At 67.2% G+C, this 25,536-nt stretch carries 26 protein-coding genes; 7 read left to right on the top strand and 19 right to left on the bottom strand.

Annotated elements, in window-relative coordinates; translation table 11 throughout:
* Positions 1–29 precede the first annotated feature (29 nt).
* A complete protein-coding gene (locus G5S35_RS18945) occupies positions 30–707 on the top strand; it encodes a methyltransferase family protein (RefSeq protein ID WP_065059605.1) in 678 nt (225 codons plus the stop codon).
* A gap of 51 nt (positions 708–758) precedes the next feature.
* Here G5S35_RS18945 and arsH read toward each other — a convergent pair whose 3' ends face one another.
* The 11 genes from arsH to G5S35_RS18890 form a co-directional block, all read right to left on the bottom strand.
* Positions 759–1,508, bottom strand: coding sequence for an arsenical resistance protein ArsH (arsH, locus tag G5S35_RS18940; protein WP_065059437.1), 750 nt, complete (start codon positions 1,506–1,508; stop codon positions 759–761).
* Positions 1,474–1,908: an arsenate reductase (glutaredoxin) gene (gene arsC, locus G5S35_RS18935; protein ID WP_065059606.1), complete on the bottom strand. Its 435-nt coding sequence runs from the start codon at positions 1,906–1,908 to the stop codon at positions 1,474–1,476. Before arsC ends, arsH begins: the two co-directional genes overlap by 35 nt.
* A 20-nt stretch (positions 1,909–1,928) precedes the next feature.
* Positions 1,929–2,999, bottom strand: a complete 1,071-nt coding sequence (arsB, locus tag G5S35_RS18930) for an ACR3 family arsenite efflux transporter (protein ID WP_065059438.1) — start codon at positions 2,997–2,999, stop codon at positions 1,929–1,931.
* Positions 3,000–3,051: 52 nt separating this feature from the next.
* On the bottom strand, positions 3,052–3,375 hold the full coding sequence (locus G5S35_RS18925) for an ArsR/SmtB family transcription factor (RefSeq protein ID WP_065059439.1): 324 nt from the start codon (positions 3,373–3,375) through the stop codon (positions 3,052–3,054).
* Between the two features lie 107 nt (positions 3,376–3,482).
* Positions 3,483–4,271, bottom strand: coding sequence for a hypothetical protein (locus G5S35_RS18920; protein ID WP_074986694.1), 789 nt, complete (start codon positions 4,269–4,271; stop codon positions 3,483–3,485).
* 69 nt (positions 4,272–4,340) lie between these two features.
* Positions 4,341–4,532: a hypothetical protein gene (locus G5S35_RS18915; RefSeq protein ID WP_183039411.1), complete on the bottom strand. Its 192-nt coding sequence runs from the start codon at positions 4,530–4,532 to the stop codon at positions 4,341–4,343.
* The gene (gene cydB, locus G5S35_RS18910; protein ID WP_065059442.1) at positions 4,507–5,511 is read right to left on the bottom strand and encodes a cytochrome d ubiquinol oxidase subunit II; all 1,005 of its coding nucleotides are present in this window, start codon (positions 5,509–5,511) and stop codon (positions 4,507–4,509) included. Before cydB ends, G5S35_RS18915 begins: the two co-directional genes overlap by 26 nt.
* Positions 5,512–5,581: 70 nt before the next feature.
* Positions 5,582–7,042 carry a cytochrome ubiquinol oxidase subunit I gene (locus tag G5S35_RS18905; protein WP_183039410.1) on the bottom strand — a complete coding sequence of 487 codons (1,461 nt, stop codon included), beginning with the start codon at positions 7,040–7,042 and terminating at the stop codon, positions 5,582–5,584.
* Positions 7,043–7,345: 303 nt separating this feature from the next.
* Complete coding sequence (locus tag G5S35_RS18900; RefSeq protein ID WP_258365518.1) at positions 7,346–7,537, bottom strand: 4-oxalocrotonate tautomerase; 192 nt, start codon at positions 7,535–7,537, stop codon at positions 7,346–7,348.
* A 55-nt stretch (positions 7,538–7,592) separates the two neighbouring features.
* Positions 7,593–8,369, bottom strand: a complete 777-nt coding sequence (locus tag G5S35_RS18895) for a class II aldolase/adducin family protein (protein ID WP_183039409.1) — start codon at positions 8,367–8,369, stop codon at positions 7,593–7,595.
* A 10-nt stretch (positions 8,370–8,379) separates the two neighbouring features.
* Positions 8,380–9,366 carry an urea transporter gene (locus G5S35_RS18890; protein WP_183039408.1) on the bottom strand — a complete coding sequence of 329 codons (987 nt, stop codon included), beginning with the start codon at positions 9,364–9,366 and terminating at the stop codon, positions 8,380–8,382.
* 249 nt (positions 9,367–9,615) lie between these two features.
* Here G5S35_RS18890 and G5S35_RS18885 point away from each other — a divergent pair, with 249 nt between their 5' ends.
* Complete coding sequence (locus G5S35_RS18885) at positions 9,616–10,167, top strand: putative glycolipid-binding domain-containing protein (RefSeq protein WP_065059447.1); 552 nt, start codon at positions 9,616–9,618, stop codon at positions 10,165–10,167.
* 36 nt (positions 10,168–10,203) lie between these two features.
* Here the strand turns inward: G5S35_RS18885 and G5S35_RS18880 are convergent, their stop codons facing one another.
* From G5S35_RS18880 to G5S35_RS18865, 4 genes are all read right to left on the bottom strand, one after another.
* Complete coding sequence (locus G5S35_RS18880; RefSeq protein WP_183039407.1) at positions 10,204–11,100, bottom strand: mechanosensitive ion channel family protein; 897 nt, start codon at positions 11,098–11,100, stop codon at positions 10,204–10,206.
* Between the two features lie 181 nt (positions 11,101–11,281).
* Complete coding sequence (tam, locus tag G5S35_RS18875) at positions 11,282–12,106, bottom strand: trans-aconitate 2-methyltransferase (RefSeq protein WP_124261380.1); 825 nt, start codon at positions 12,104–12,106, stop codon at positions 11,282–11,284.
* A gap of 147 nt (positions 12,107–12,253) precedes the next feature.
* On the bottom strand, positions 12,254–12,796 hold the full coding sequence (locus G5S35_RS18870; RefSeq protein WP_065059450.1) for a GNAT family N-acetyltransferase: 543 nt from the start codon (positions 12,794–12,796) through the stop codon (positions 12,254–12,256).
* A 151-nt stretch (positions 12,797–12,947) separates the two neighbouring features.
* Positions 12,948–13,862 carry a DMT family transporter gene (locus tag G5S35_RS18865; RefSeq protein ID WP_183039406.1) on the bottom strand — a complete coding sequence of 305 codons (915 nt, stop codon included), beginning with the start codon at positions 13,860–13,862 and terminating at the stop codon, positions 12,948–12,950.
* A 172-nt stretch (positions 13,863–14,034) separates the two neighbouring features.
* Here G5S35_RS18865 and G5S35_RS18860 point away from each other — a divergent pair, with 172 nt between their 5' ends.
* The gene (locus G5S35_RS18860; RefSeq protein WP_183039405.1) at positions 14,035–15,489 is read left to right on the top strand and encodes an aminotransferase-like domain-containing protein; all 1,455 of its coding nucleotides are present in this window, start codon (positions 14,035–14,037) and stop codon (positions 15,487–15,489) included.
* 89 nt (positions 15,490–15,578) lie between these two features.
* On the opposite strand, the gene G5S35_RS18855 is transcribed toward G5S35_RS18860, so the two are convergent.
* Positions 15,579–16,883 carry an MFS family transporter gene (locus tag G5S35_RS18855; RefSeq protein ID WP_065059453.1) on the bottom strand — a complete coding sequence of 435 codons (1,305 nt, stop codon included), beginning with the start codon at positions 16,881–16,883 and terminating at the stop codon, positions 15,579–15,581.
* A 323-nt stretch (positions 16,884–17,206) separates the two neighbouring features.
* Positions 17,207–18,733, bottom strand: coding sequence for an MDR family MFS transporter (locus G5S35_RS18850; protein WP_183039456.1), 1,527 nt, complete (start codon positions 18,731–18,733; stop codon positions 17,207–17,209).
* A gap of 219 nt (positions 18,734–18,952) precedes the next feature.
* Here G5S35_RS18850 and G5S35_RS18845 point away from each other — a divergent pair, with 219 nt between their 5' ends.
* The 3 genes from G5S35_RS18845 (at position 18,953) to G5S35_RS18835 (ending at position 22,137) form a co-directional block, all read left to right on the top strand.
* Positions 18,953–19,663, top strand: a complete 711-nt coding sequence (locus G5S35_RS18845) for a TetR/AcrR family transcriptional regulator (protein ID WP_176081492.1) — start codon at positions 18,953–18,955, stop codon at positions 19,661–19,663.
* Positions 19,664–19,886: 223 nt separating this feature from the next.
* Positions 19,887–21,437, top strand: coding sequence for a cryptochrome/photolyase family protein (locus G5S35_RS18840; RefSeq protein ID WP_237181449.1), 1,551 nt, complete (start codon positions 19,887–19,889; stop codon positions 21,435–21,437).
* Between the two features lie 286 nt (positions 21,438–21,723).
* Positions 21,724–22,137 (top strand): response regulator, encoded by a 414-nt coding sequence (locus tag G5S35_RS18835; protein WP_074986687.1) that lies wholly within the window; start codon positions 21,724–21,726, stop codon positions 22,135–22,137.
* A gap of 169 nt (positions 22,138–22,306) precedes the next feature.
* On the opposite strand, the gene G5S35_RS18830 is transcribed toward G5S35_RS18835, so the two are convergent.
* Together G5S35_RS18830 and G5S35_RS18825 are read right to left on the bottom strand one after the other, a co-directional pair.
* Positions 22,307–22,939, bottom strand: a complete 633-nt coding sequence (locus G5S35_RS18830; protein ID WP_183039403.1) for a Fur family transcriptional regulator — start codon at positions 22,937–22,939, stop codon at positions 22,307–22,309.
* A 67-nt stretch (positions 22,940–23,006) separates the two neighbouring features.
* Positions 23,007–23,633, bottom strand: coding sequence for a glutathione S-transferase family protein (locus G5S35_RS18825; RefSeq protein WP_074986685.1), 627 nt, complete (start codon positions 23,631–23,633; stop codon positions 23,007–23,009).
* A 187-nt stretch (positions 23,634–23,820) separates the two neighbouring features.
* Between G5S35_RS18825 and G5S35_RS18820 the strand changes: the two genes are divergently transcribed.
* A complete protein-coding gene (locus tag G5S35_RS18820; protein ID WP_074986684.1) occupies positions 23,821–25,536 on the top strand; it encodes an ATP-binding domain-containing protein in 1,716 nt (571 codons plus the stop codon).

Here is a 25,536-nt window from a genome sequence, read left to right as displayed (position 1 = left end):
GCCGGCGCAAGGAGGGCATCATGAAGCCGCTGATCGTGCGTCTTTTCACGCAGACGCTCATCTGGCTCGCGTTGCAGGGCGTCTTGCTGTTTGCGTCGGCGGGCACGCTCGCGTGGCCGGCCGCGTGGCTCTGGCTGCTCGAATGGGCCGCGTGCGGTATCTGGATCGGCCTGTGGCTCGCGCGTACCGATCCGGGTCTGCTCGCCGAGCGGCTCGCGCCGTTCGCGCAGCGCGAGCAGCAGCGATGGGACCGCGTGTTCATGGTGTCGGTCGCGCTGGGCTGGTGCGCGTGGCTGTGCCTGATCGGTCTCGACGCCGTGCGGTATCGCTGGTCGCAGGTGCCGGTCTGGCTCAGTGTGTGCGGCGCGGTGGCGATTTTCGTCGATCTCTACGCGACGCGCGGCGTGTTCGCGGCGAACCGCTACGCGGCGCCCGTCGTGAAGATCCAGCGCGAGCGCGGCCATGCGCTGAGCGATAGCGGACCGTACGCGTATGTGCGCCATCCGATGTACGCGTTCGCGATTCTGCTGCTGGCGGGCACGCCGCTGATGCTCGGCTCGTGGTGGGGATTGGCGTGCGTGCCGGCGATGGTCGCGGCGATCGGCTGGCGCGCCGTGCGCGAAGAGCGCACGCTGGCTGCGGAACTGCCGGGCTATCGCGCGTATCTGGAGCGGGTGAAGTACCGGTTTGTGCCGGGGGTGTGGTGATGCGCCAGGAAGGCCGGCACGCGCGCCGGTCGTTCGCGCGTCAGAGGTGCGTCAGAGACGCGTCTGATTCACGCGCTTCATCAGCGCTTCCGCGCTTTCCTTGCGCTCGCTGTACCGGTCGACCAGATACGGGCCGATATCGCGCGTCAGCAGAGTGAACTTCACCAGTTCTTCCATCACGTCCACGACACGATCGAAGTACGCCGAAGGCTTCATGCGTCCGGCTTCATCGAATTCCATGAACGCCTTCGCCACCGACGACTGGTTCGGGATGGTCAGCATGCGCATCCAGCGTCCGAGCACGCGCATCTGGTTCACGGCATTGAACGACTGCGAGCCGCCGCTCACCTGCATCACCGCGAGCGTTTTGCCCTGCGTCGGGCGCACCGCGCCAACCGAAAGCGGAATCCAGTCGATCTGCGCTTTCATGATGCCGGTCATCGCGCCGTGGCGCTCCGGCGAGCACCAGACCATGCCTTCCGACCAGAGCACCAGATCGCGCAGTTCGGCGACCTTGGGATGCGTGTCGGGCGCATCGTCGGGGAGCGGCAAGCCGCTCGGGTTGAACGTGCGCACCTCCGCGCCCATCGCCGTGAGCAGACGCGCCGCCTCTTCGCTCAGCAGCCGGCTGAACGAGCGCTCGCGCAGCGAGCCATAGAGCAGCAGGATACGCGGCGCATGCGCGCAAGCCTTCGTGGCCTGCAGGCGCTGGATATCGGGCACGCGGAACTGCGCCGCATCGACTTGCGGCAGCGCGGTCGCGAGATCAGTTGCCGGAGCGGACACGCTTGCCCTCCGTATCGATCACGACTTCGCCGTCTTCCTTCGTGAACGCGCCATGTTGCGCGCCCGGCAGGATCTCGAGCACGACTTCGGACGGACGGCACAGGCGCACGCCCAGCGACGTCGCCACGAACGGACGGTTGATAAGAACAGGGTGCGCCATCATGGCGTCGAGCAACTGGGCGTCGGTCAATGCCGGATTGTCCAGCTGCAATTCCGCGTAGGGCGTGCCTTTCTCGCGCAACGCCTCGCGCACGCTCAGGCCCGCTTGCGCGATCAATTCGACGAGCTTCTCTCGCGACGGCGGGTTGTGCAGATATTCGATGACGACAGGTTCGATGCCTGCATTGCGGATCATCGCGAGCGTGTTGCGCGAGGTGCCGCAGTCCGGGTTGTGATAAATGGTGACTTCGCTCATTGCCTTGTTTTCCGTAACGTTCACGCGCATTCGTACCAGTTCTTCGAACGGTTCACGATGCGCACCACGAGCAGCATGACCGGCACTTCGATCAGCACGCCCACGACCGTCGCGAGCGCCGCGCCGGAGTGAAAACCGAACAGACCGATTGCCGTGGCGACGGCCAGTTCGAAAAAATTCGATGCGCCAATGAGCGCGGACGGGCAGGCGATGTTGTGCTTTTCGCCGACCGCGCGATTGAGCCAGTAAGCCAGCCCCGCGTTGAAAAAGACCTGAATCAGGATCGGCACGGCAAGCAGCACGATCACGAGCGGCTGCTTCAGGATCGCCTCGCCCTGGAAGGCGAACAGCAGCACCAGCGTGGCAAGCAGCGCCGCGATCGACCATGGGCCGATCTTCGCCATGGCGGTTTCGAACGCCGCGTCGCCGCGCGAGAGCAGCACCTTGCGCAGCAGCTGCGCGAGGATCACGGGGATGACGATGTAGAGCGCGACCGAGGTGAGCAACGTCGCCCACGGCACCGTGATCGCCGAAATGCCGAGCAGCAGCGCAACGAGCGGCGCGAAGGCAACCACCATGATGCTGTCGTTGAGCGCGACCTGCGAAAGCGTGAAGAGCGGATCGCCGCCGGTCAGGCGACTCCAGACGAACACCATGGCCGTGCAGGGCGCGGCGGCCAGCAGGATCAGGCCGGCCACATAGCTGTCGAGTTGCGCGGCGGGCAGCATCGGCGCGAACAGGTGCTTGATGAAGAGCCACGCGAGCAACGCCATCGTGAACGGCTTGACGAGCCAGTTGACCACGAGCGTGACGCCAATCCCCTTGATGTGCTGCCGCACCTCGTGCAGCGAGCCGAAATCGACCTTCACCAGCATCGGCACGATCATCACCCAGATCAGCACGCCGACCGGCAGATTGACCTGGGCGTATTGCATGCGGCCGATCGCCTGAAAGACGCCGGATAGCATCTGCCCGAGCCCAATGCCCGCGACGATGCACAACGCCACCCAGACGCTCAGGTAGCGCTCGAAGAAGCTGATGACCGGTTTCTGTGTGCCATGACGTGCAGTGGCGAGGTTGGGGGTGTTCATGGAGAAGGGATGGACAAGGCGTTAGCGCGGCACGGATAGCGCGCGGTTTCGTTCAGCATCGGCACGAGTCGGCGCCGGGGCTCAGGCAGGGCTGGCCCTGGCAGCAGTTCTCGGTCAGGAAGCCGAGGACCGCGTTCATCTGTTCGTAGGCCGCCCGATAGATCAAGGTGCGCCCGTCGCGCTCCTGCGTGACCAACCCTGCGTTCATCAACTCCTTCAGGTGAAAGGAGAGCGTCGCATTGGGCACGTCGAGTTGAGCCGCGATGGCGCCGGGCGTGAGGCCTTCCGGGCCGGTGACGACCAGCATCCGGAACACGCGCAGACGCAGATCGTGAGCGAGCGCGGCCAGGGCGCGCACGATGTCTTTTTCTTCCATATTTCCAATATATTCGAAATATGGAAGGGCGGCAACAAGAGATTCGCGGTTATCGCGGGGGCGGCGCGCGCCCCGCGATGCCGATGCGGCGAATCAGTCCGCGAAAATCAGAAATTCCCCGGCGACTGGCGCGGATCGAGTTCCTTCGCATAGCGTCGATGCAGCCACGCGAGCGCCGTGGTCGTCACCAGCACGAAGGCGATATTCGCGGCGCTCTGGCCGAGCGCCAGCACGGCGAGCCCGGCGGGCGTCTGCACGCGCTCGGGCGTGATGCCCGCGAACACGAGGCCGACCATCACGATCGTGCCGCAGACGAGCACCGGCAACGCCGCCATGAACGCGACGCCCGCGAGGCTCCAGAAGTGGCCGCGGCTATCGCGCCAGGCTGCGCCGAATGCAAGACGTCCGCCAATGGCGAGCGCGGGAGAAAGCAGGCACAGGCGCACCGCCACGCACATCCAGAGCGTGACGACCACCAGCGAGAGAAACAGCGTGCCGCCTGCGTGATGCGGACGCAGCACCAGCCAGAACAGCGCCATGGCGAGCGCGCCGCCGATCACCAGCACGAGGCCGTAGCCGAGCATGCGCAGCAGCGGCATCGCGCCGCCCGGCATGATGGGCGTGGCCTGCTCGCCGAGCAGCACGAAGCGGAAAATCTTGAGCGTGAACCAGAGATAGACGAGCGCGTTGAGGATCGTGGCGATATTGGCCGCCAGAATCAGGCCCGTCGAGGGATCGTCGCCTTCGCCCGGCACCGGCCGTCCGGCCATCGCCAGCCAGCCGAGCACCGCGTAGATCAGGAAGGTGCCGATCACGAGCCCCGGCATCTGCGTGACGGCTTCGCGCGCGCTGCCCCAGGCGCGCTTGACGCATTCCATGAAGGTCATCTGTTGCATGAGTCTTGTCGTAAGAGTTGACAGATGGCCTACAGTCTAACGCGCCGCGGGGCAGCACGGGCTGGCGCGTTATTTCACGGCGAACAGCGTGATATTCATGAACACCTTGAAGACGAATCCGAGCGAGACCGCCGCGCCCACGCCGCCGCACCAGAGCAGGACGAACCAGATCCAGCCCGGCAGCTTGCTCGTGCGCGCGCCGGCTGCGGATCGGGGCGTGGATTGAAGCGCGTTTTCAGTGGTAGTGATGGGTGTCGCCATGGCGGAGCTTGCCTCGGAAGACCCAGTAACCCAGCGCCGTATAGGCGAGGATGATGGGCAGGATGAACGATGCGCCGATCAGCGTGAAGGTCTGGCTTTCGCGCGGCGCGGCGGCTTGCCAGAGCGTGAGTTGCTGCGGAATCGCAAACGGCCACAGGCTCACGAGCAGACCCACGTAGCCGAGCAGCACGAGCGCGAGTGCGGCGACGAACGGCGTCTTGTGATGGCGCGACTGCACGGCCCAGCGCATCCACACGGCGCACGCCACGACCAGCAGCGGCACCGGCGCGAGACGCCAGAACAGGCCCGAATGGAACCAGCGGTGGGCGATGGTCGGGTCCTGCATCGGCGTCCAGAGACTCACGAGCCCGATGAAGCCGAGCAGCATCACGGTGAGCGGCCAGACCAGCTTGTGCAGGCGGCGTTGCAGATCGCCTTCGGTCTTGGCGACGAGCCAGCAGCTGCCGAGCAGCGCATAGGTCGCCACGAGGCCGAAGCCCGAGAGCAGCGTGAACGGCGTGAGCCAGCCGAAGGCATCGCCGGCGAACTGGCCATTCGCCATCGGAATGCCTTGCAGGAACGCGCCCAGCGCGATGCCCTGGAAGAACGCCGCGCCCGTCGAACCGCCGATGAAGGCGAGGTCCCACAGATGCTTCGTGCGGTTCGCCTTGGCGCGGATCTCGAACGAAACGCCGCGGAAAATCAGGCACGCGAGCATGAAAACGAGCGGCAGATAGAGCGCCGAAAGCACGGTCGAATAGACGATCGGGAACACGGCGAACAGACCGGCGCCGCCCAGCACGAGCCAGGTTTCGTTGCCGTCCCAGACGGGCGCGACGGTGTTCATCATCAGATCGCGTTCTTCTTCATCGGGGAAGAACGGAAACACGATGCCGATGCCCAGATCGAAGCCGTCGAGCACGACGTAGAGCAGAAGGCCGAGCGCGATGATCGCGGCCCAGATGACGGTGACATCCATGAGTGGCTTGCCTCGTTGCGTAGGTGCGTTTGTGCGTTTGTGCGATGCGGATGAAAGCGCGTGTCGGGTGTCAGGCGTCGATCAGCTGATCGGCGGCGGACATCGGGCGGCGCGCGGTCTGGTTTGCGGCGAGCGCGGGATGCGCTTCGTTCGCGTGGCCCGGCGTCGGCGTGCCATGCGTGCCGTGCGTGTCATCGGCGCCAGGCAGCGCCGGACCCTTGCGCATCAGCTTGAGCAGGTAGTAGATGCCGGTGCCGAACACGAGGAAATACACCGCGATGAACGCCATCAGCGAAATGCCCACTTGCTGCGCGGTGAGCGGCGAGACGGCCTGCGAGGTGCGCATCACGCCGTAGACGACCCACGGCTGGCGGCCCGCTTCGGTGGTGACCCAGCCCGCGAGCAGCGTGATGAAGCCGGTCGGCCCCATCGCCAGCACGCAGCGCTGGAACAGGCGCGATTCGTACAGCGTGCCGCGCTTGCGCAGCCACCAGCCCGCGACGGCCAGCACGATCATCAGGATGCCGAGGCCGACCATCACGCGGAAGGTCCAGAAGATGAGCGTCGAGTTCGGACGCTGATCGGGCGGAAACGACTTGAGACCCTTGATTTCGCCGTCCCAGCTATGCGTGAGGATCAGGCTGCCGAGGTGCGGAATCTTCACGGCGTAGCGCGTGGTTTCCGCCTGCATGTCGGGAATGCCGAACACGTTGAGCGAGGTGCCGCCCTGCTCGGTGTCCCACAGCCCTTCGATCGCGGCGATCTTCGCGGGTTGATATTCGCGCGTATTCAGACCGTGCGCATCGCCGACGAACGCCTGCACCGGCGCGAGCACGAGCAGCAGGCCGAGCGCCATCGAGAACATCTTCTTCACGGCGGGGTCGCGGCGGCCCTTGAGCAGATGCCACGCGCCCGTCGCGGCCACCACCAGCGCGGCCACGATGAACGCGGCGATCGCCATGTGCGCGAGTCGGTAGGGGAACGACGGATTGAAGATGATCTTGAGCCAGTCGGTCGGCACCACGTGGCCGTCGACGATCTTGAAGCCTTGCGGCGTCTGCATCCAGCTATTCGAGGCGAGAATCCAGAACGTCGAAATGAGCGTGCCGATGGCGACCATCAGCGTCGCGCCGAAGTGGGCGCGCGCGCTCACGCGGTTCCAGCCGAACAGCATGATGCCGAGGAAACCGGCTTCGAGGAAGAACGCCGTCATGACTTCATACATGAGCAGCGGACCGGTGATCGGACCGGCGAACGACGAGAAGCCGGCCCAGTTGGTGCCGAACTCGTAGCTCATCACGACGCCCGAGACGACGCCCATGCCGAAGGCCACGGCGAAGATCTTCGACCAGAACAGGCAGAGGTCTTTGTAGAACGGTTTGCGCGTCTTGAGCCAGCACGCTTCGAGCACCGCGATGAAGCTCGCGAGACCGATGGAAAGCGCGGGAAAGACGATGTGAAAAGAGACAGTGAAGGCGAACTGTAGCCGGGCGAGATCGAATGCGGATAGAGCGGGGATGGACGATTGCATATGCGTGCCTTGCGTGGCTGTATTTGCTTGCGTGACGCATGCGTTGCCGCGTGCGAATGGACGTAAGCGTAGGGGAAGCCCGCGCGTCGTGCTGCGCTGCGACATGCGCCAGCATGTCGCAGCAGTCAATCGTCAAGAGAAAAGAGCGTGCGCTAACGCGTTGATAAGGATCAATTTAGCGAGAGGATTCGCTGTGCTTTGATGTGGCGCAAGGTGCGCGCGCTGCGTCAATTTGCGTCAATTTGAATCGCGTTCAAGCGGCGTCGCGCGTTGTGCGTCAATTCGCCCAGGTGCGCGTCGCGCTCAACGCGGATCGCTCCAGAGTTTGCCCGCCGTCGCCCAGTTTTCGGGCTTCACGTCGTGAAAGATGATGTCGACGGACGAGGCGTCCACGCCGAGCACCTTGCAGGTGGTCTCGGTCAGCGCGGCGGCGAGTTCGCGTTTCTGTTCGACGCTGCGTCCTTCGAACATTTCGATGTGGAATGTCGGCATGATGAGGCTCCTGGTTGGGTGTCTTCGGGTGTTGTTGAGCGTTGGCTGTCGATGCGGATCAATCGCGGTACGAAGTATCGAGACGATCGAGCTTGCGCAGCAGCGCGGGCCATTCGAGTTCGCCTTCGATCGCGCCGCCGTCGTCGAGTTGCAGCGCCGTGCGCGCGCAGACGTCCGGCGGCGGCACGACGAGCGGCACACCGCCCGCCTGGGCCTGCAATTGAATTTCGCAGGCCTTGATGAGCGTGGCCATCAGCACGAAGGCTTCGGCGACGGTGCGGCCCGTGGTGAGCGTGCCGTGATTGCGCAACAGCATCGCAAACTTCGCACCGAGATTCGCCGTGAGGCGCGCGCCTTCGGCGGGCGTGAACGCGAGGCCTTCGTAGTCGTGCCACGCGAGGCGCTCGTGGAAACGCAGCGCGTGTTGCGAAGCGGGCAGCAGGCCGTCGCGTTGCAGCGACACCGCAATGCCCGCCGTATTGTGCAGATGCATCACGCAGACGGCGTCGGGGCGCGCGAGATGCACGGCGGCGTGCAGCGCGAAGCCGGTCGCGTTCACGCGATACGCGCTCTCGCCGACGATGTGTCCTTCGGTGTCGATCTTCACGAGATTCGACGCGCACACTTCGTCGAACGCGAGGCCGAACGGATTGATCAGAAAGCGGCCGGGCTGATCGGGAATGGCGGCGGAGACGTGCGTGTAGATCAGATCGTCCCAGCCGTACAGCGCGATCAGGCGGTAGGCGGCGGCGAGGTCGATGCGCAGCCGGCGTTCGGCGTCGGAAGGCGGTGCGGTGTCGGCGCGAATGCCGGTGGGGCGATGGGCGAAGGACATGGCGTGTTCTCTAGCGGTCGTAAGGCCGGTCGTTGAGGCGGTCGTTGAGCCGGATGGCGGCGGGCGAGACGGGCGCAGCGCGCGTGAATCCGCACAGCCGCCACGCGCCATGCACGGCCCAGCCCGCGAGCGCGAACGGCGCGGTCATCGCGGGCAAACCGAGGCAGGTCGCGACGAGATGCAGCGCCGCCGCAAGCATCGTCGCACAGATTGCGGCGCGTGCGCCGAGCGTGCCGGCGGCGAGCGCCGCGAGCGCGCCGTTGAAACCGCAGAGGCCCGCGTCGAAGTTCGCGCCGGGCACGCCCGCGAGCCATTCGATGCCGCTCGCGAGCGCCGCGCCGCCGAGCGCAAACGCCGCCGCGCGCCGCGACGAAAGCGCGATGCCCGCGAGCAGCACGAGGCCCGGCAGCGCGCCGCTCGCGAAGGCGGTTTGTGCGAGGCCGCTGAATGTGCCGCTCAGCGCGTGGGCGGCGAGGTCGAAGGCTTGTGGTGCGTGGGCGGTTTTTGCGTCGCTGATTCCGCTTATGTTGGGCGGGGCCGCCGTGCGCAACGCCATCCAGACCCACGTCGCAATCAGACACGGCGACGAATACACCGCGAGTCCCACGTCGCCGAGCCGACGCGCGAGCGGCGCGCCCAGCCAGGCGCTCGCGCAGGCCGCGAGCAGCGCCAGGGCGACCGCGGTTGCGGGATCGTCGGCGAACGTGAAGGCCGCGAGCGCGGCGAGCGCGCCGTTGAAACCCGCGAGACCATCGTCGATCTCGACGAGCGGCGCGCCGCCGAGCAGCGCGCAGACATTGGCCGCCGTTGCGCCGATCAGCGCCGCGCAGACGAGCCGCGCGTCGCAGAGCGCGAGCGCCGCGAGCACGCACGCGCCGGTGCCCGCGTGGCGCTGCAACACGATCTGGCCCAGGCTGCGCAAAAGCGTATGCAAAGGCGCGGCAAGCCGGGCGGAAGCGGCATCCGGATGAGCGGGGGCGGGCGCGGAAGTCAGCATGGCGGTCGTGCGGCAAGGCGTGGAGGCGACAGGGAACGAGGCGGAACGCGGCGCAGTCAGTAATGCGGTCAGCAACGCGCGAACGGCGCCAGCGCCGCGTCGGCCGGTGCGCATCGCGAGCATAGGCGATGCCGCGGCCGTTGCGCATGCGCGCGCGTTGATAGTCGCTATTTGCGGCGCCGCGTGCGCGCGCCGCGCCTGCGCTACGATAGCCGCAGCCGCGCATCCCGGCGCGGCGGGAGACGAGCGATGCGTGAAGTGCGTTGGGCTTCGGAGGAAGGCGAGGGCATCGAGCACCTGGCGTTCGATGCGAGCGGCGGCGCGATCCGCGTGGAAAGCGTGGTGGTCGGGCAGCGTTACGGCAAGGCTTACGGCCTCTGCTACACGGTGCATTGCGACGCGCAATGGCGCGTGACCTACGCGGCCTTTCGCGTGATGGGCGGCGCGTCGTTCGCGATGCACGGCGACGGTCTCGGCCACTGGCGCGACGGCGCGGGCCGCGCGCTCGACGCCATCGAAGGCTGCATCGACATCGACATCGCGGCGACGCCATTCACGAACACCTTGCCGATTCGCCGCCTCGGTCTGGCGCGCGGCGAACGGCGTCCGATCGACGTTGCCTATATCGCCGCGCCAGAACTCGAAGCCACGCGCGTCGCGCAGGCCTACACGTGCATCGAGCCCGATCGAATCTATCGCTATGAAGGCATTTTTCGCCATTTCACGGCGGAACTGCGTATCGATGACGACGGACTCGTGATCGATTATCCGACGCTGTTCCGGCGCTTGCCAGCGCGCTGAATTGCGTCCTGAAACACGCGCGGCAATCGCATGAATCTAGCGCGCGGGATGTTGCGTCGCGCCTTGCGTGGAATCGTTTTGCGTTTGTGCTTCTGTTTGCGCGCCGCCCGTCTGCACGATATGCAGTTCGCGCGTGCGCAGCGGCAGCGCACAATGCGCGTCGGCGAGCGCCTGGCGCACCTGGCGCGAGAGCGCCCAGCGCATGTCCCAGAAGGTATCGATGTTGGACCACGCGCGGATATTGAGCACGACGGTGCTGTCGTCGAAACGCGTCACCATGACTTGCGGCGCGGGCGCGGCCAGCACGCGCGGATCGGCGGCGGCCAGCGCGCGCAGCGCCTCGATCGCGCGGCTCACGTCGTCGCGCACGGACACTTCGACTTCGAGGTCGAGACGGCGCGTGGGATTGCGGCTGAAATTGCGGATCGAGTTGCTCCACAGCGCGCTGTTCGGCACGTATTCGCAGATGCCATCGGGTTTCGTGAGACGCGTCGTGAAGAGATTCACTTCCTCGACCGTGCCCGCGACGTTGCCGCCGCCGCCGTCGATATAGTCGCCGACCTTGAACGGACGCAGAAGCAGCAACATGATGCCCGCCGCGATGTTCTGCAGCGTGCCTTGCAGCGCGAGGCCGATGGCGAGACCGGCGGCGCCCAGCACGGCCACGATGCTCGCGGTCTGGATGCCCAGTTGCGACAGCGCGCCGACGATGGCAACGAGGCGCACGCCCCACAGCGCGCAATCGCGCACGATGGGGCGCAGCGTGGGGTCGATGCCGCTTTGGCCCGAGAGCCATTTGCCGACGCGCCGGGAAATCCACCAGCCCGCCCACAGAATGACGGCGGCGGCGCACAGCCGCAGCGCGAGGGCGGAGAGCGCGTCCCACAGGAAACTCCAGTTGGACGGGTGAACGTGCACGAGTAGCGATTGCATGGGAGGCGTCCTCGAAGTCGGGCGCGCCGGTGCGTGACCGGACGCGCAAAGAGGGCCTATTTTACGGGGCGAATCGATCGGATTCGCGCGTTGACCTTTATTTGATCGCTGCGTTTTACGTTCGTGAACGTTGTGGATTGTGCGGCGGACGGTACGCCAGCGCGGTGGCCGCGTGCGCGCGTCAGCCTCGCGTCGCGACGATGAAGAGGCGCGGGAACGGCAGCAGCACGACGCCGTCATCGAGCGCCGGATACGCGTGCGCGATGGCCTCGCGATAACGCGCGGTGAACGCGGCGCGCTCGTCGTCGCTGCGTAGCGCGGCGAGAAACGGACGCATCGCGCTGCCCTTGAACCATTCGACCACGGCGTCCGCTCCGCCCGCGAGCGGATGGTAGTAAGTCGTGCGCCAGACATCCACGCGCGCGCACAGCGGCTTGAGCAGCGCGTAGTAATGGCGCGCGTCGAAGCGCTCGGTGCGCGCCACGCCGGCGAGCTGGCTCGCCCACGGCGCTTCGGCGGCGATCTCGCGCAGCAGCGTGTGCGCGGGTTCGTCGAGATTGTCGGGCATCTGGATCGCAAGATGGCCGCCGGGCGCGAGACGCTGCACGAGACGCGGAAACAGCGTGTCGTGATCGGGCAGCCATTGCAGCACGGCGTTCGCGAGCATCAGGTCGTAACGCGGCGCATCGCTGCCGCGTGCGCTCCATTCGGCGATATCGGCGAGTTCGAATTGCAGTTTTGGCAGACGTTTGCGCGCCGCGTCGAGCATGTCCGCCGACGCGTCGAGGCCGCTCACCTGCGCGCCGGGCACGCGGGCCATCAGGATGCCGGTGGAATTCGCCGGGCCGCAGCCGATATCGATGGCCGTGCGAATCGTTTGCTCGGGCGCGATCGGCACGGCGGCGAGCAGGTCGCGCACGGGCCGTGTGCGCTCGTCCTCGAACTGCACGTATTGCTTCGCGTAGCCGTCGCGCGTGGTGGTCTTGTCCGCTGCGTTGTTCAGCATGGGCGTCTCCTGTCGCGTGGATGGTGCAAGCCGGATACGCCTATTCTGGGTGCGGACGGTCGATCAGTAAATGGGATCCACTCGGGCGCAAACGCTCGGCGTCACGCGGTCTGCGTTTCAATAGTTCGGTATCCGTATGATTGGCGATCACGCGTCGGGCGGACTGGCTGCGCCCGCATTCAGCGCGCGCTGCATCAGCGTGGTGTCGCGCCACGCGCCGTGCTTGAATCCCACCGCGCGCAGCGTGCCGACGAGTTCGAAACCCAGGCTCGTGTGCAGCGCGAGCGAGCCGCCTTTCGGATCGGCGATCACGGCGATCATCTGCCGCCACGGACCTTGCTCGCAGCGCGAGATCAGCGCGTCGAGCAGCACGCGGCCGAGGCCGCGTCCGCGAAATGCTTCGTCGATATAGATCGAATCTTCCACAGTGAAGCGATACGCCGCGCGCGGGCGATAAGGCGTGGCGTAGCAATAGCCGGCGACCTGGCCGTCGATCTCGGCGACGATCCAGGGCAGGCCCTGTTCGCGTACGGCGGCGTGGCGGCGCAGGAGTTCGTCGAGCGAAGGCGGCGTTTCCTCGAACGAGGCCGCGCCGTGCAGCACGTGGTGCGCGTAGATCGCGGCAATGGAAGCGAAGTCGTCGGGCGTGGCGTCGCGCAGCGAGGGCGCGGTGGCGTGCGGTGCGTTCATGAGCGGGCGGCGAAGGGCTCGGGTTGGGGGCCGCGCGGCGGCAGCCGATCCCTCCACTATGCCTTGCGCGCGCGTCGAAATGAAGTGCGTCAGAAAGGGTGCACGACGCCCGACGCGATGCGCGTCGATGCGTTGATCGCGCGAATCGGCGTCAACCGCGCTGCGCCTGCGCCGTGCGTTGCGGCGCGGGGCCGCGTCCGAAGCGGCGCGCGCCGGCTACGCAGCCGATCACCACGGCCGTCACGGCGAGCATCGCGGGCGGCACCGCTTCGTGAAGCAGCAGCGCGGCGAGCAGGAAGCCGAAGAACGGCTGCAGCAACTGCAACTGGCCGACGCCCGCGATGCCGCCGAGCGCGAGTCCGCGATACCAGAACACGAAGCCGATCAACATGCTGAACAGCGAGACGTAAGCGAATCCCCACCACGACGCCGCGCCGACTGCCGCGAACGAGGTCGGCAGACGCCACGCGGCGAGCGGCGCCATCACGGGCAGCGAAATCACGAGCGCCCAGCAGATCACCTGCCAGCCGCCGAGACGCCGGGAGAGCCGCGCGCCCTCCGCGTAGCCGAGGCCGCAGACCACGATTGCGGCGAGCATCAGCGCGTCGCCGATCGGCGAGGCGTCGGCGCCGTGACGCAGCGCGAACGCGACCACCGCGCCGCTGCCGATCGCGGAGAACAGCCAGAACGCGGGCTGCGGGCGCTCGCCCGCGCGCATCACGCCGAAGATCGCGGTGGCGAGCGGCAGCAGCCCGATGAAGACGATCGCGTGCGCCGAACTCACATGGCGCAGCGCGAGCGCCGTGAGCAGCGGAAAACCCACCACCACGCCGAGCGCCACGATCACGAGCGGCCAGACTTCGCCGCGCTGCGGGCGCGCCGCGCGAAACAGCATCAGCAGCAACGCGCCGAGCACGCCCGCGAGCGTGGCGCGCCCGCCGGTGAGAAAGAGCGGATCGAGGCCAAGCACGGCCACACGCGTGGCGGGCAGCGAGCCGCTGAAGATGAGCACGCCGGCGAGGCCGCAGAGCCAGCCGTCGGTAGTGGAGTCGAGGGTTTTGCGCATGCGGGAGAGAGCGTGGCGGCCCTGGCCGAAGTGCCTGAGCCATCCGGCCGATCATGCGCGCGCGCTCCCGAACCGGTAAGCTATGCATCAGTACAATTTCGATGAACTGTATTGAGTACGGATCAGTACAGTTGGCAACCGTGAGGGGCAGCCGGTGGACAGCGGAGGACAGATGGAAGACGCACGGCGGACAGCGGACGGCGCGCTCACGCGTGTCGAACAGGTCATGCGGATCGTGCGCGAGCGCATCGCGTCGCGGGCGCTGGCGGCGGGTGCGCGCGTGCCGTCCATCCGCACGATGAGCGAGCAGTCCGGCGTGTCCAAGTCGACGGTGGTCGAGGCCTATGAGCGCCTCGTGGCCGAAGGCGCGCTGGTGGCGCGGCGCGGCTCGGGATTTTTCGTGGCGGGCGGGGCGGGTGGTGCCGTGGGCGAGCGCGGTCTCGCGGGCGCGCAGCCGCAACCGCGTCTGGATCGCGAAATCGATCCGCTCTGGCTCACGCGCCAGTCGCTCGAAACCGACGCGCGCGCGTTGCGTCCCGGCTGCGGCTGGCTGCCCGCTTCGTGGCTGCCGCAGGACGCGGTGCGCCGCGCGCTGCGCGCGATGGCGCGCGATCCGCGTGCGCAACTGACCGATTACGCCACGCCGCTCGGCCATCCGGCGCTGCGCCAGCATCTGTCGTGGCGGCTCGCGCAGCACGGCATCGGCGCCGAGCCTGGCCAGATCGCGCTCACCGACAGCGGCAGCCAGGCGCTCGACCTGCTGTGCCGCTTCCTGCTCGAACCCGGCGACACCGTGCTCGTCGACGACCCGTGCTATTTCAACTTTCAGGCGATGCTGCGCGTGCATGGCGCGAAGGTCGTCGGCGTGCCGTACACGCCCAACGGTCCCGATCTGGCCGCGTTCGAGCGCGCGCTCGTCGAGCATCGGCCGCGTCTGTACGTGACGAATTCGGCGATCCACAATCCGACCGGCGCGACGCTCGCGCCCGCGGTCGCCCATCGTCTGCTCAAGCTCGCCGAGGAGCATCGGCTCACCATCATCGAAGACGACATCTTCGCCGACTTCGAGAGCGATCCCGCGCCGCGTCTCGCGGCCTTCGACGGTCTCGCGCGCGTGATCGCCATCGGCAGCTTTTCGAAGACGATGACGGCGGCCGCGCGCTGCGGCTATATCGCGGCGCGCGCGGACTGGATCGAGCCGATCGTCGATCTGAAGCTCGCGGTGGCGTTCGGCAACGGCGACCTGACGGCCGATCTGGTGCACCGTCTGCTCGTGGACGGCACGTATCGGCGCTATCTGGAAGGCTTGCGCACGCGGCTCGCCGACGCGATGGGCGACACGCTGCGCCGGCTCGCGGCGGCGGGTCTCACGGTGTGGACGCGGCCGCAAGCGGGCATGCTGTTGTGGGCGCGTTTGCCCGACGGGCTCGATGCGGCGCAGGTCGCGCGCGAGGCGCTCGCCGACGGCGTGGTGCTCGCGCCGGGCAACGTGTTCAGCGCGACGCGCAGCGCGGGCGAGTATCTACGGTTCAATGCGTCGCAGTGCAACCGGCCCAAAGTCTACGAGACCTTGCAGCGCGCGATGGAGCGGGCCGCCGCGCCATCGGCGTGGGAGCGCGTGGACTGAAACGAAAACGGCGCACGCTTGAGGCGTGCGCCGTTCGTCATGACGTCAGGTCATGCCTCGCTGCATGACGTCACAGCATGACGTTGCGATCACGGCTCGTGACGCAGATACCCTTCCTTGCTCGGGTCGCGCATGCGCCACGAAACGAGCAGCGAAATCGCGCAGAGCACAGTCACGTACCAGTAGAACGTGCTTTCGCTGCCGATCGACTTGAACCACAGCGCGACGTATTCCGCCGAGCCGCCGAAGATCGCGTTGGCCACCGCATACGAGAGGCCCACGCCCATCGCACGCACTTCGGGCGGGAACATTTCCGCCTTGATGAGACCGCTGATCGACGTATAGAAGCTCACGATCGCCAGCGCGATCACGATCATCGCGAACGCCGCGTACGGGTTCGTCACGTCCTTGAGCGCGTGCATGAGCGGCACCGTGCAGAGCACCGAGAACACGCCGAACAGCAGCATCGAGTTGCGGCGGCCGATCTTGTCGGAGAACGCGCCGAACACCGGTTGCAGCAGCATGTAGACGAACAGCGCGCCCGTCATCACGTTGCTGGCGGTCTTCGCGTGCATGCCCGCCGTGTTCACCAGGTACTTCTGCATGTAGGTGGTGAACGTGTAGAAGATCAGCGAGCCGCCCGCGGTGAAGCCGACCACCGTCAGGAACGCGCCTTTGTGCTGCCACACGCCGCGAATCGTGCCCGCGTTCTGCTTGTGGCGCGACTCGTTCGTCGAGGTTTCGTTGAGCGATTTACGCAGATAGAGCGAGATCAGCGCGGCGCCCGCGCCGACCACGAACGGAATGCGCCAGCCCCACGCCTTCAGTTCTTCGGTCGAGAGCGTCTGTTGCAGGATCACGAGCACGAGCAGCGCGCACAACTGGCCGCCGATCAGCGTCACGTACTGGAACGAGGCGAAGAAACCGCGTCGGCCCTTGAGCGCCACTTCGCTCATATAGGTCGCGCTGGTGCCGTACTCGCCGCCCACGGACAAGCCCTGGAACAGACGCGCGATCAGCAGCAGCAGCGGAGCGGCGGCGCCGATCTGCGCGTAGGTGGGCAGCACGGCGATCACGAGCGAACCGCCGCACATCATCAGCACGGAGATCATCATCGCGGTGCGGCGGCCGTGGCGGTCGGCGATGCGGCCGAACAGCCAGCCGCCGATCGGGCGCATCAGGAAGCCCGCCGCGAACACGCCGGCGGTGTTCAGCAGCTGCGTCGTGGTGTTGCCGCTCGGGAAGAACGCGGGCGCGAAGTACAGCGCGCAGAACGAGTAGATGTAGAAGTCGAACCACTCGACGAGATTGCCCGACGAGGCGCCGACAATGGCGAACACGCGTCGCCGGGTGTCGTGCGCGTCGGGCACGGCGGTCTCGGTCTTGACGTCCATGGGAGGTCTCTTTCCTTTAGTGCTTTTTGAGGCGCGACGATGGGCGAACCGCGAATCGCCGCGTACAGATGCGCATTGCGCCCCGCGATTTTATCTAAATGTAAATAAGCGATGTGGAAATGTAAGGAAAGCCCTGGGTGCGGCGGGGGCGACTTGCGGATCGGGCGATGGGGCGATCAGGCGCGCAGGCGCGCAGGCGCGCAGGCGCGCAGGAAAGGGACAGAGCGGGGGAAAAACCGAAGCGCCGAAGACGCGAGCGCGGCGCGAGCATCGCGCCGCGCGGAGGGAGGTCGTGAAAAGTGCCGCGAACCGTGCCGCGAAAATCAGGAATGCTTGCGCAGCGGCACGTCGCGCAGCAGCCAGGCGAGCACGAAGGCAAACACCACCACGCAGGCCGCCAGAAGATAGACGGTGTGCAGCGCGCCCGAGAACGCGTCGAGATACTGCGCGTGCAGCGCGGGCGGCAGATGGTGGATGACGTCGGGCGTGAGCGGCTGCGGCAGCTCCACATCGGCGGCGAGCAGCGTGGCGAGCCGCGCATGCAGCCCGTGCGAGAACACCGCGCCGAACGCGGCCACGCCCACCGAGCCGCCAATCGAGCGGAACAGCGTCGCGCCCGAGGTCGCCACGCCCATGTGGCGGAATTCCACGGTGTTCTGCACGGCGAGGATCAGCACCTGCATCACCATGCCGAGACCGCAGCCGAGCAGGCCCATGTAGAGATACATGCGCGTGAGCGGCGTGTCGATGGCGAGGCGCGCGAGCAGCATCATCGCCACGGCCACGCAGGCGGTGCCGAGAATCGGAAAGATGCGGTACTTGCCGATCTTGCTGATGATGCGGCCCGTAATCACCGACATCACGAGCACGCCGCCCATCATCGGCAGCATCTGCATGCCGGCCTCGGACGGCGTCGAGCCCTTCACGACCTGCAGATACAGCGGCAGGAACGTGACCGAGCCGAACAGCGACACGCCCACGATAAAGCCGATCAGGCTCGACAGCACGAAGGTGCGCTCGCGAAAGAGTTCGAGCGGCATGATCGGCTCGGCGGCGTGCTTTTCCTCGTGGATGAAGCCCGCGACCGCCACCACGCCGAGCGCCAGCGTGAGCCAGAGCTGCGGCGAATTCCACGGCAGCAGCGAACCGCCCTCGCTCGTGAAGAGGATCAGGCAGGTGAGCGCGGCGGCCAGCCAGCCCGCGCCCATGTAGTCGATCACGTGCTTGACCTGCGCGACGCGCGGCTTGAACACCGCGCCGATCACGGCGAGCGCCACGGCGCCCAGCGGCAGGTTGATGTAGAAAATCCAGCGCCACGACAGATGCTCGACGAGAAAGCCGCCGAGCAGCGGGCCGACCACGGTGGCGAGGCCGAACACGCCGCCGAACATGCCCTGATACTTGCCGCGCTGCGCGGGCGGGATGACGTCGCCGATGGCGGCCATCGTCACGACCATCAGGCCGCCGCCGCCGATCCCCTGCAGCGCGCGCAGGGCGATCAGCTGCGGCATGTTCTGCGCCATGCCGCAGAGTGCCGACCCTGCCAGAAAGATGACGATGGCGGCCTGCAGCACGCTCTTGCGGCCGAACAGGTCGCCGAATTTGCCGTACAGCGGCACGACGATCGTCGACGTCAGCAGGTAAGCGGTCACGACCCACGAAAGCCGGTCGAGGCCGCCCAGTTCGCCGACGATGGTCGGCAGCGCCGTCGACACGATGGTCTGGTCGAGCGCCGCCAGCAGCATGACGAGCAGCAGCGCGGGAAACAGCAGCCGGATCGGCGGGTGGCCGCCGCTCTGGTCGGCCGGCCCGGCGTGGGCGGTGGCGGGATGTTGCGCAGTGGAGTCCATCGGCGGTCTCGCGTCCTTCGTCGCGTTTTTCATGATCGGGATCGATCTTGAAATTAATTAACTTGAAGATTAATATTAGGACAATTCTCAAGGCCGGTCAAAGACGGATTCGTAACCGGTTCGTTACCGACGGTTTCCCGCCCTGTTTTTCCGTGCCTTCCCTGTAGACGATCGACGCGCTCGTGTATTGTTCGCGTGGGTTCGATTTTGCGATTCACCATGACGACTGCTGACACTGCTGCTGACCGTTCGCTGGATTCGCCGTCAGGCGCAAAGGAAGCGAAAGCGCCGAAAGGACCGAAGCGCCCCGGCCGTCCGAGCGGCGGCGCGGGCGGCGCAGAGCAGCGCGAACGCCTGATCGCCGCGGCGCTCGCGCTGTTCGCGCGTCAGGGCATCCTCGACACCACGCTCGCCGCGATCGCGCGCGAGGCGGGCGTCACGCCCGCGATGGTTCACTACTACTTCAAGACGCGCGACCAGCTCATCGACGTGCTGATCGACGAGCGTTTCGTGCCGCTGCGCACCGCGCTCGGCGGCTCGTTCGACCTGCATCCCGACGATCCGCTCGCCGCGCTGACCGAGCTGACGCGGCGCTTCGTCGAAGTGGGGCAGGCGCATCCGTGGTTTGCGCCGCTGTGGGTGCGCGAGGTCATCAGCGAGGGCGGTCTGCTGCGCCAGCGCATGCACGAGCGTTTCGGCCACGACAATCAGCGCAAGGCGCACGCGGCGATCGAGCGCTGGCAGCGCGAAGGCAAGCTCAACGCGGATCTGGAGCCGTCGCTGCTGTTCCAGTCGCTGCTCGGGCTCACGCTGCTGCCGCTCGCCACCACGCCGCTCTGGCGCAATGCGCCCGTGCCGCACCGCATCGGCGCCGAGGAAATCGCGCGCCATGCCGTCGCGCTCATCACGCACGGCATACGTCCTGCTTAGTGGAGCGGTTGGGGCGAGCGGTTGACGCTGCCCGCCTCCCTGTCGTTCGCTTTTTGCCCACTTGATGCCCGCTTGGCGCGCCGCCGCGCGTGGTACGCTGCGGCACCCGAGCGCCGTCCGGTCCGGACGCATCGCGCGCAGGTCGTACGCACGTCCCCTAAACGTCGTATGTTTGCGCCATGCGCGGCCAGGCGGCGCGGCACGTCACACGTTCGAGGTCCGGTTGACCGCTAAAAAATCCACTCCCGCTCCCGTCATTGTCTGGTTTCGCGACGATCTGCGTCTCTCCGACCAGCCCGCGCTGGCCGCGGCCGCCGAGACGGGCCAGCCGCTGATCTGCGTCTATATCCACGATCCCGATGCCGCGGGCGAACGCGCGCCCGGCGCCGCGTTGCGCTGGTGGCTGCACGTGTCGCTGGCGGCGCTCGATGCGTCGCTGCGCGAGCGCGGCGGCCGGCTCGTGATCCTGCAAGGCGCGGAAGCCGCCACGCTCGAAGACTTCGTCGAGGCGAGCGGCGCGACCGGCGTGTTCTGGAACCGCCGATACGGCGTCCACGAGCGCGAATCGGACGCGGCGCTCAAGACGCGTCTGCGCGAGCGCGGCCTCACCGCCGAAAGCTTCAACGGCGCGCTGCTCGCCGAACCGTGGACGATCCTCAATCAGTCCGGCGAACCGTTCCAGGTGTTCACGGCCTACTGGCGCGCATGCCGGCGCATCGGCGATCCGCCGCCGCCCGCGTCCGAGCCGGATCGGCTGAATTTTCAATCGCTACCGGCACGTCTTACCCAGCGCGCATCGAAACTCGACGATCTCGGGCTCACGCCGAGCAAACCCGACTGGGCGGGCGGCATGCGCGAGGCGTGGGCCGCCGGCGAGGAAGCGGCGTTCGAGCGCCTGGAGGCGTTCCTCGGCACCGATTTCGAGGCTTACGCGGAGGAGCGCGACGCGCCGTCCCACGCCGCCACGAGCCGCTTGTCGCCGTATCTGCGCGTCGGCGCGATCTCGCCGCGCCAGGCGTTCGCGGCGCTCAAGGCCGCCGAGCATGGCGTGAAAGGGGGAGCAAAAACGGGTTCGCCCGCGCGCCGCGCCGAAAGCGCGGAGAAGTTCGCGAGCGAGCTGGGCTGGCGGGAGTTCTGCTATTACCAGCGCTTTCACTGGCCCGATCTCGCCGATCGCAATCTGCGCGCGCATTTCGACGCCATGCCGTGGCGCCGCGACGCCAAGGGGCTGCGCGCGTGGCAGCGCGGCCTGACGGGCTATCCGCTCGTCGATGCCGGGATGCGCGAGCTGTGGCACACGGGCTGGATGCATAATCGCGTGCGCATGGTGGTGGCGTCGTTCGTCGCCAAGCATCTGCTGCTCGACTGGCGCGAGGGCGAACAGTGGTTCTGGGACACGCTCGTCGACGCCGATTCGGCCAGCAATCCCGCCAACTGGCAGTGGGTCGCCGGTTCGGGCATGGATGCGGCGCCGTATTTCCGGATCTTCAATCCGGTCTTGCAGGGCCAGAAGTTCGATCCGCGCGGCGCGTACGTGCGCCAATGGGTGCCGGAACTCGCGAAGCTGCCCGACGCCGCGATCCATCAGCCCTGGAAGGCGAGCGCGGCCACGCTCGAAGCGGCGGGTGTGCGGCTGGGCACGGACTATCCGCTGCCGGTGGTCGAACATGATGTGGCGCGCGCGCGGGCGCTGGAAGCGTTCGCGAAGACCGGGAAATCGGGCGCGAAGGCTGCACTGGGCGGGGGCAAGACCGCACGGAAATCGGCGGAATGAGCGTTGGAATAAGCGTTGGAACGGGGATCGATGCGCGGGCATGCGCGCGCCCTGGCACGTCCACGGCTGGCGCGCAGTCAGCGGGCGCAAGGCGCACAGGCGCGTTTGTCATGCGCCTGACCTCGCAAGGGTCTATTGTGCGCGGCGCACTGAACCCGCGGCATCAATATTGCTCTATATGGGCGGCCCTGGGAGTCCCCGGGGCGCAGTGCCCGCAGCGCGACGCGCGTCAGCCGACGGCCGGCGCACCTCGCGAAACAGACAGACCGGCATTCAAGCAAACACAATGAACGCAGTACACAAACTCGACCAGACGACCATTGTGCTGGTCGAAGACGACCCGCAAAGCCGGGACTCGCTCGCCTCGCTGCTGGAGGCCGAAGGAGCCCGCGTCGTTGCGGTGGAGGACGCCGAAACCGGTGTCGAAGCAGCGCTCCGGCTGCTTCCCGACGCGGTGGTCTGCGATCTCGATCTGCCCGCGATGGACGGCTTCTACCTGATCCAGCGTCTGCGCGACCACGAGATACGCGGCGATCACGCGCCGGCCGTCGCGGTGGCGCTCACGGGCCACACCGAAGAGAGCTGGCGTTTGCGCAGCATCGGCGAAGGCTTCCAGCATTTCATGACCAAACCGGCCAAGCCGGAAGCGCTGGTCGCGTTGCTCAGCGACGCGATCGACGCCCGCCAGTCGTCCTTCTGAACGCGTCGAGCGGCCAGCCGGGGTGAAGCCCGGCGACGCCGCTCGCGCGCGACACGCCACGCGGCACCCGCGCCGCGGGTGGGCGCGTGTGCGGCGTCGCAGCCATTGACGGTGGAAATGCGGGAAAACGTCGAACCGCGAACGGGTCCGACGTTCCGCGCGAACGCGCTCAGGAGTGCGTGGTCTCGGAGGGCGGCGCGGCGGCCGGTTTGGCGGCCGAGACTTCGGCCGCCTGGCATTGCGCGCAGACGCCCTTGAGTTCGATGCCGTCGCCGGAGAGCCGGTAGCCCGCCGCTTCGATCTGCGCGACCAGCGCCTGGCGCAGCTTGGGCTCGTGCAGTTCGGTGACGTTGCCGCATTGCTGGCACACCACCAGAATGCCGTGCTGGCATTGCGTCAGGTCGTGACAGACCGCGAACGCGTTGATCGATTCGATGCGGTGAATCAGGCCCGCCGAGAGCAGAAAGTCGAGCGCGCGATACACCGTGGGCGGCGCCGATCCCGGATGGATCTGGCGCATTTCGTCGAGTAGCGAATAGGCTTTGGTCGCGCGGCCCGAGGCGAGCAGCAGTTCGAGCACCTTGCGGCGGATCGGCGTGAGCTTTTCGCCGCGCTCGCGGCAATAGGCTTCGGCCATTTCGAGCGCGGTGTCGAGCGAGGCGCCGTCCGGAGCATGACGATGATCGTGCGCCGCGTGAGCGTGCGCGTGATCGTGGTCATGGTCGTGCGCAGGCTCATGCGCCGCGTGCGCCTCGTGCGAGTGAGGCGCCGCGCTATCCGGGGACGGTTTTGCTGTCTTCATGCCGTAATTATACGGGTCGCGTCGCGCGCGCGCCCGGCCCGCCGCCGGAGCCCGCGCGACGCGGCGATCAGCTCAGCGGCAAGCCGATGTACTTGCGGAAGCCCTCGCGCTGCGCCAGCCGCTGATACCAGCGTTCGAGGTTCGGCAGCGCGGGCCGCTCGATGCCTTCGAGCCCGAACCAGCGCCGCGCGAACGACCCGAGCACGATGTCGGCGAGCGAGAAGCGGTCGTTCTCCAGAAAGAAGCGGCCTTGCAGATGGCGGTCGAGCAGCGTCCATTGCGCGGCCACGTTCTCCAGGTCGGCGGCGATCTGAATGGCGTCGCGCTTGTCCGCGGGCGTGCGCACGAGCGCGATGAACAGCGGCCGTTCGGCGGGCGCGAGCGTGCCGATCGACCAGTCGAGCCAGCGCTCGATGCCCGCGCGCACTTTCGGCTCGGTCGGGTAGAGCAGGCTCGACGGGCCGTATTCCATCGCCAGATAGCGCAGGATCGCGTTCGATTCCCACAGCACGAAATTGCCGTCGACGAGCGTCGGCACTTTGGCGTTCGGGTTCATCGACAGATAGGCGGGTTCGTCGAGGCGGCCAAACTTGCCGCCCGCGTCGATGCGCTCGAACGGCAGCACGAGTTCGTCGCAGCACCACAGGACTTTCTGGACGTTCACCGAATTGGCGCGTCCCCAGATTTTGATCATCTGGACCACTCTCCTTGACAGCGTGAATCGCTGCGTGAATTGCAGCGTGAAAAAAATGCGCGCGGCGCGCAGGGCGCGCGTCGGCCGGGTTCGCCACGATACACGATCGGGCGCGCGATTTTCGCGCGCGCGCCGCACGGGCCGCATTACGTAGAATAGCCGCTGCACAACGTGACGAGAAACGCATATGGCCCGGATTGTCCCCGACGACTGGCAGCATCTCGAAGCCACCGGCGCCGCCGCGCGCGAACGCGAGACGCTCGCGCTGCTCGAACGCGGCTTGCCGGCGGGCTACACCGTCTATCACGGCGTGCACTGGACGCGCCTCGCCGAAGGGTTTTCGGTGTTCGGCGAAGCCGATTTCGCGATCGTCAGTCCGTCGGGGCGCGTGATGATCGTCGAGCAGAAAACCGGCTTTCTGCGCGAAACGAAAGACGGTCTCGTGAAGGCGTACATGCAGACCGAGCGCAACGTCGCGGTGGCGCTCGCGCGCACCATGGAAGGGCTGCACCGGCGTTTCACGGCGGCGTTCGGCGCGGGCACCTATCACCTCGAAGAACTCTTTTATTGTCCCGATCACGTGGTGCGCGATCCGGCGATCGCGGGCGTGAATCCGGCCCGCATCGTCGACGCCACGCGCAAGGGGCAGCTCGCGGCGATCATCCGCGAGGCGCTGCCCGCCGACGAAGCGCGTCTGCCGAGCGCCGCCAAGGTCCACCATTTTCTCGCCGATGAACTCGCGCTCACGCCCGACGCCAGCGCGCTCGTGGGCGCGGCGGGCACGCTCGTCACGCGGCTTGCGGGCGGGCTCGCCACCTGGGCGCGGCGGCTGGAGTTCGCGCCGTTCCGGCTGCGCGTGATCGGCACGGCGGGCTCGGGCAAGACCCAGCTCGCGTTGCAGGTGATGCAGGACGCGCTCGCGCGCGGTCAGCGCACGCTCTACGTCTGCTTCAACCGGCCGCTCGCGGATCACATCGCGAAAGTTGCGCCGCCCGAGGTGAAGGTGGCGAACTATCACCAGCTCTGCGACTGGGTCGCGCGCGACGGCGGCCACGTGCCCGATTTCGAGGGCGCGAACGTGTTCGAGACGCTGGAGCAGCGCTTCGCGCAGACGCCGATCGACGCGCGCTGGCAGTTCGACGTCGTGATCGTCGACGAGGGGCAGGATTTTCAGCAGGCGTGGGTCGAGGCGCTCGCGCGACTGTTGCGGCCGGGCGCGGCGTGGTGGTGGCTCGAAGATCCGCTGCAGAATCTCTACGTGCGCGAGCCGGTTGCGCTGCCGGGCTGGACCGTGCTGCGCGAGACCACGAACTATCGCAGTCCGCGCGACATCCTCGCATTCTTGCGCGACGTGGCGGGCGCGACGGTGCCCGCGCTCGCCGGGTTGTCGGCGGCCAGTCCGTTCGGCGGCTCGGAGGTGACGGTGTTCGCGTGGGACGAAGCGACGGACAAAGCGACGGACGAAGGCGAGGGCGAATCCACCGTGGTCGCCGCGACGCGCCGCGCGGTCACGCAGGCGCTGGCGCTCGGCTTTCGCAAGCAGGACATCGTGGTGCTGTCGTTTCGCGGCCGCGAGCACTCGCATTTCACGGCGCTCGATCATCTGGGGCCGCATCGGCTGCGCAGCTTCACGGGCGAGTACGACCTGTTCGGCGTGCCGCAGTATCGCGACGGCGACCTGCTGCTCGATTCGATCTATCGCTTCAAGGGGCAGTCGGCGCCGTGCGTGATTCTCACCGACGTCGATTTCGACACGCTCGACGAACGCGCGGTGCGCAAGCTGTTCGTGGGCGCGACGCGCGCGACCATGAAGCTGATCGTGGTGGCGTCGCCGCGCGCGGCGCGCCTGCTCGGTCACGAGCCGCTTGCGCCCGCGCTCAGAACGGGCGGCAAGGAAGGCTAG

The organism is Paraburkholderia tropica, from assembly GCF_014171495.1.
In the GTDB taxonomy this organism is placed as follows: Bacteria; Pseudomonadota; Gammaproteobacteria; order Burkholderiales; family Burkholderiaceae; genus Paraburkholderia; species Paraburkholderia tropica.
This window is presented reverse-complemented; position numbering and strand designations above follow the sequence as displayed.

Excerpts from the sequence above, each read along its gene's own strand:
- G5S35_RS18865 (WP_183039406.1), bottom strand. The coding sequence starts at position 13,862 with ATGCGCAAAACCCTCGACTCCACTACCGACGGCTGGCTCTGCGGCCTC.
- G5S35_RS18880 (WP_183039407.1), bottom strand. The coding sequence starts at position 11,100 with ATGCAATCGCTACTCGTGCACGTTCACCCGTCCAACTGGAGTTTCCTG.
- G5S35_RS18915 (WP_183039411.1), bottom strand. The coding sequence starts at position 4,532 with ATGGCGACACCCATCACTACCACTGAAAACGCGCTTCAATCCACGCCC.
- arsC (WP_065059606.1), bottom strand. The coding sequence starts at position 1,908 with ATGAGCGAAGTCACCATTTATCACAACCCGGACTGCGGCACCTCGCGC.
- G5S35_RS18890 (WP_183039408.1), bottom strand. The coding sequence starts at position 9,366 with ATGCTGACTTCCGCGCCCGCCCCCGCTCATCCGGATGCCGCTTCCGCC.
- G5S35_RS18920 (WP_074986694.1), bottom strand. The coding sequence starts at position 4,271 with ATGCAACAGATGACCTTCATGGAATGCGTCAAGCGCGCCTGGGGCAGC.
- G5S35_RS18830 (WP_183039403.1), bottom strand. The coding sequence starts at position 22,939 with ATGAAGACAGCAAAACCGTCCCCGGATAGCGCGGCGCCTCACTCGCAC.
- G5S35_RS18925 (WP_065059439.1), bottom strand. The coding sequence starts at position 3,375 with ATGGAAGAAAAAGACATCGTGCGCGCCCTGGCCGCGCTCGCTCACGAT.
- G5S35_RS18860 (WP_183039405.1), top strand. The coding sequence starts at position 14,035 with ATGGAAGACGCACGGCGGACAGCGGACGGCGCGCTCACGCGTGTCGAA.
- arsB (WP_065059438.1), bottom strand. The coding sequence starts at position 2,999 with ATGAACACCCCCAACCTCGCCACTGCACGTCATGGCACACAGAAACCG.
- G5S35_RS18820 (WP_074986684.1), top strand. The coding sequence starts at position 23,821 with ATGGCCCGGATTGTCCCCGACGACTGGCAGCATCTCGAAGCCACCGGC.
- G5S35_RS18845 (WP_176081492.1), top strand. The coding sequence starts at position 18,953 with ATGACGACTGCTGACACTGCTGCTGACCGTTCGCTGGATTCGCCGTCA.
- G5S35_RS18870 (WP_065059450.1), bottom strand. The coding sequence starts at position 12,796 with ATGAACGCACCGCACGCCACCGCGCCCTCGCTGCGCGACGCCACGCCC.
- G5S35_RS18825 (WP_074986685.1), bottom strand. The coding sequence starts at position 23,633 with ATGATCAAAATCTGGGGACGCGCCAATTCGGTGAACGTCCAGAAAGTC.
- G5S35_RS18885 (WP_065059447.1), top strand. The coding sequence starts at position 9,616 with ATGCGTGAAGTGCGTTGGGCTTCGGAGGAAGGCGAGGGCATCGAGCAC.
- G5S35_RS18835 (WP_074986687.1), top strand. The coding sequence starts at position 21,724 with ATGAACGCAGTACACAAACTCGACCAGACGACCATTGTGCTGGTCGAA.
- G5S35_RS18905 (WP_183039410.1), bottom strand. The coding sequence starts at position 7,042 with ATGCAATCGTCCATCCCCGCTCTATCCGCATTCGATCTCGCCCGGCTA.
- G5S35_RS18855 (WP_065059453.1), bottom strand. The coding sequence starts at position 16,883 with ATGGACGTCAAGACCGAGACCGCCGTGCCCGACGCGCACGACACCCGG.
- tam (WP_124261380.1), bottom strand. The coding sequence starts at position 12,106 with ATGCTGAACAACGCAGCGGACAAGACCACCACGCGCGACGGCTACGCG.
- G5S35_RS18850 (WP_183039456.1), bottom strand. The coding sequence starts at position 18,733 with ATGGACTCCACTGCGCAACATCCCGCCACCGCCCACGCCGGGCCGGCC.
- cydB (WP_065059442.1), bottom strand. The coding sequence starts at position 5,511 with ATGGATGTCACCGTCATCTGGGCCGCGATCATCGCGCTCGGCCTTCTG.
- G5S35_RS18895 (WP_183039409.1), bottom strand. The coding sequence starts at position 8,369 with ATGTCCTTCGCCCATCGCCCCACCGGCATTCGCGCCGACACCGCACCG.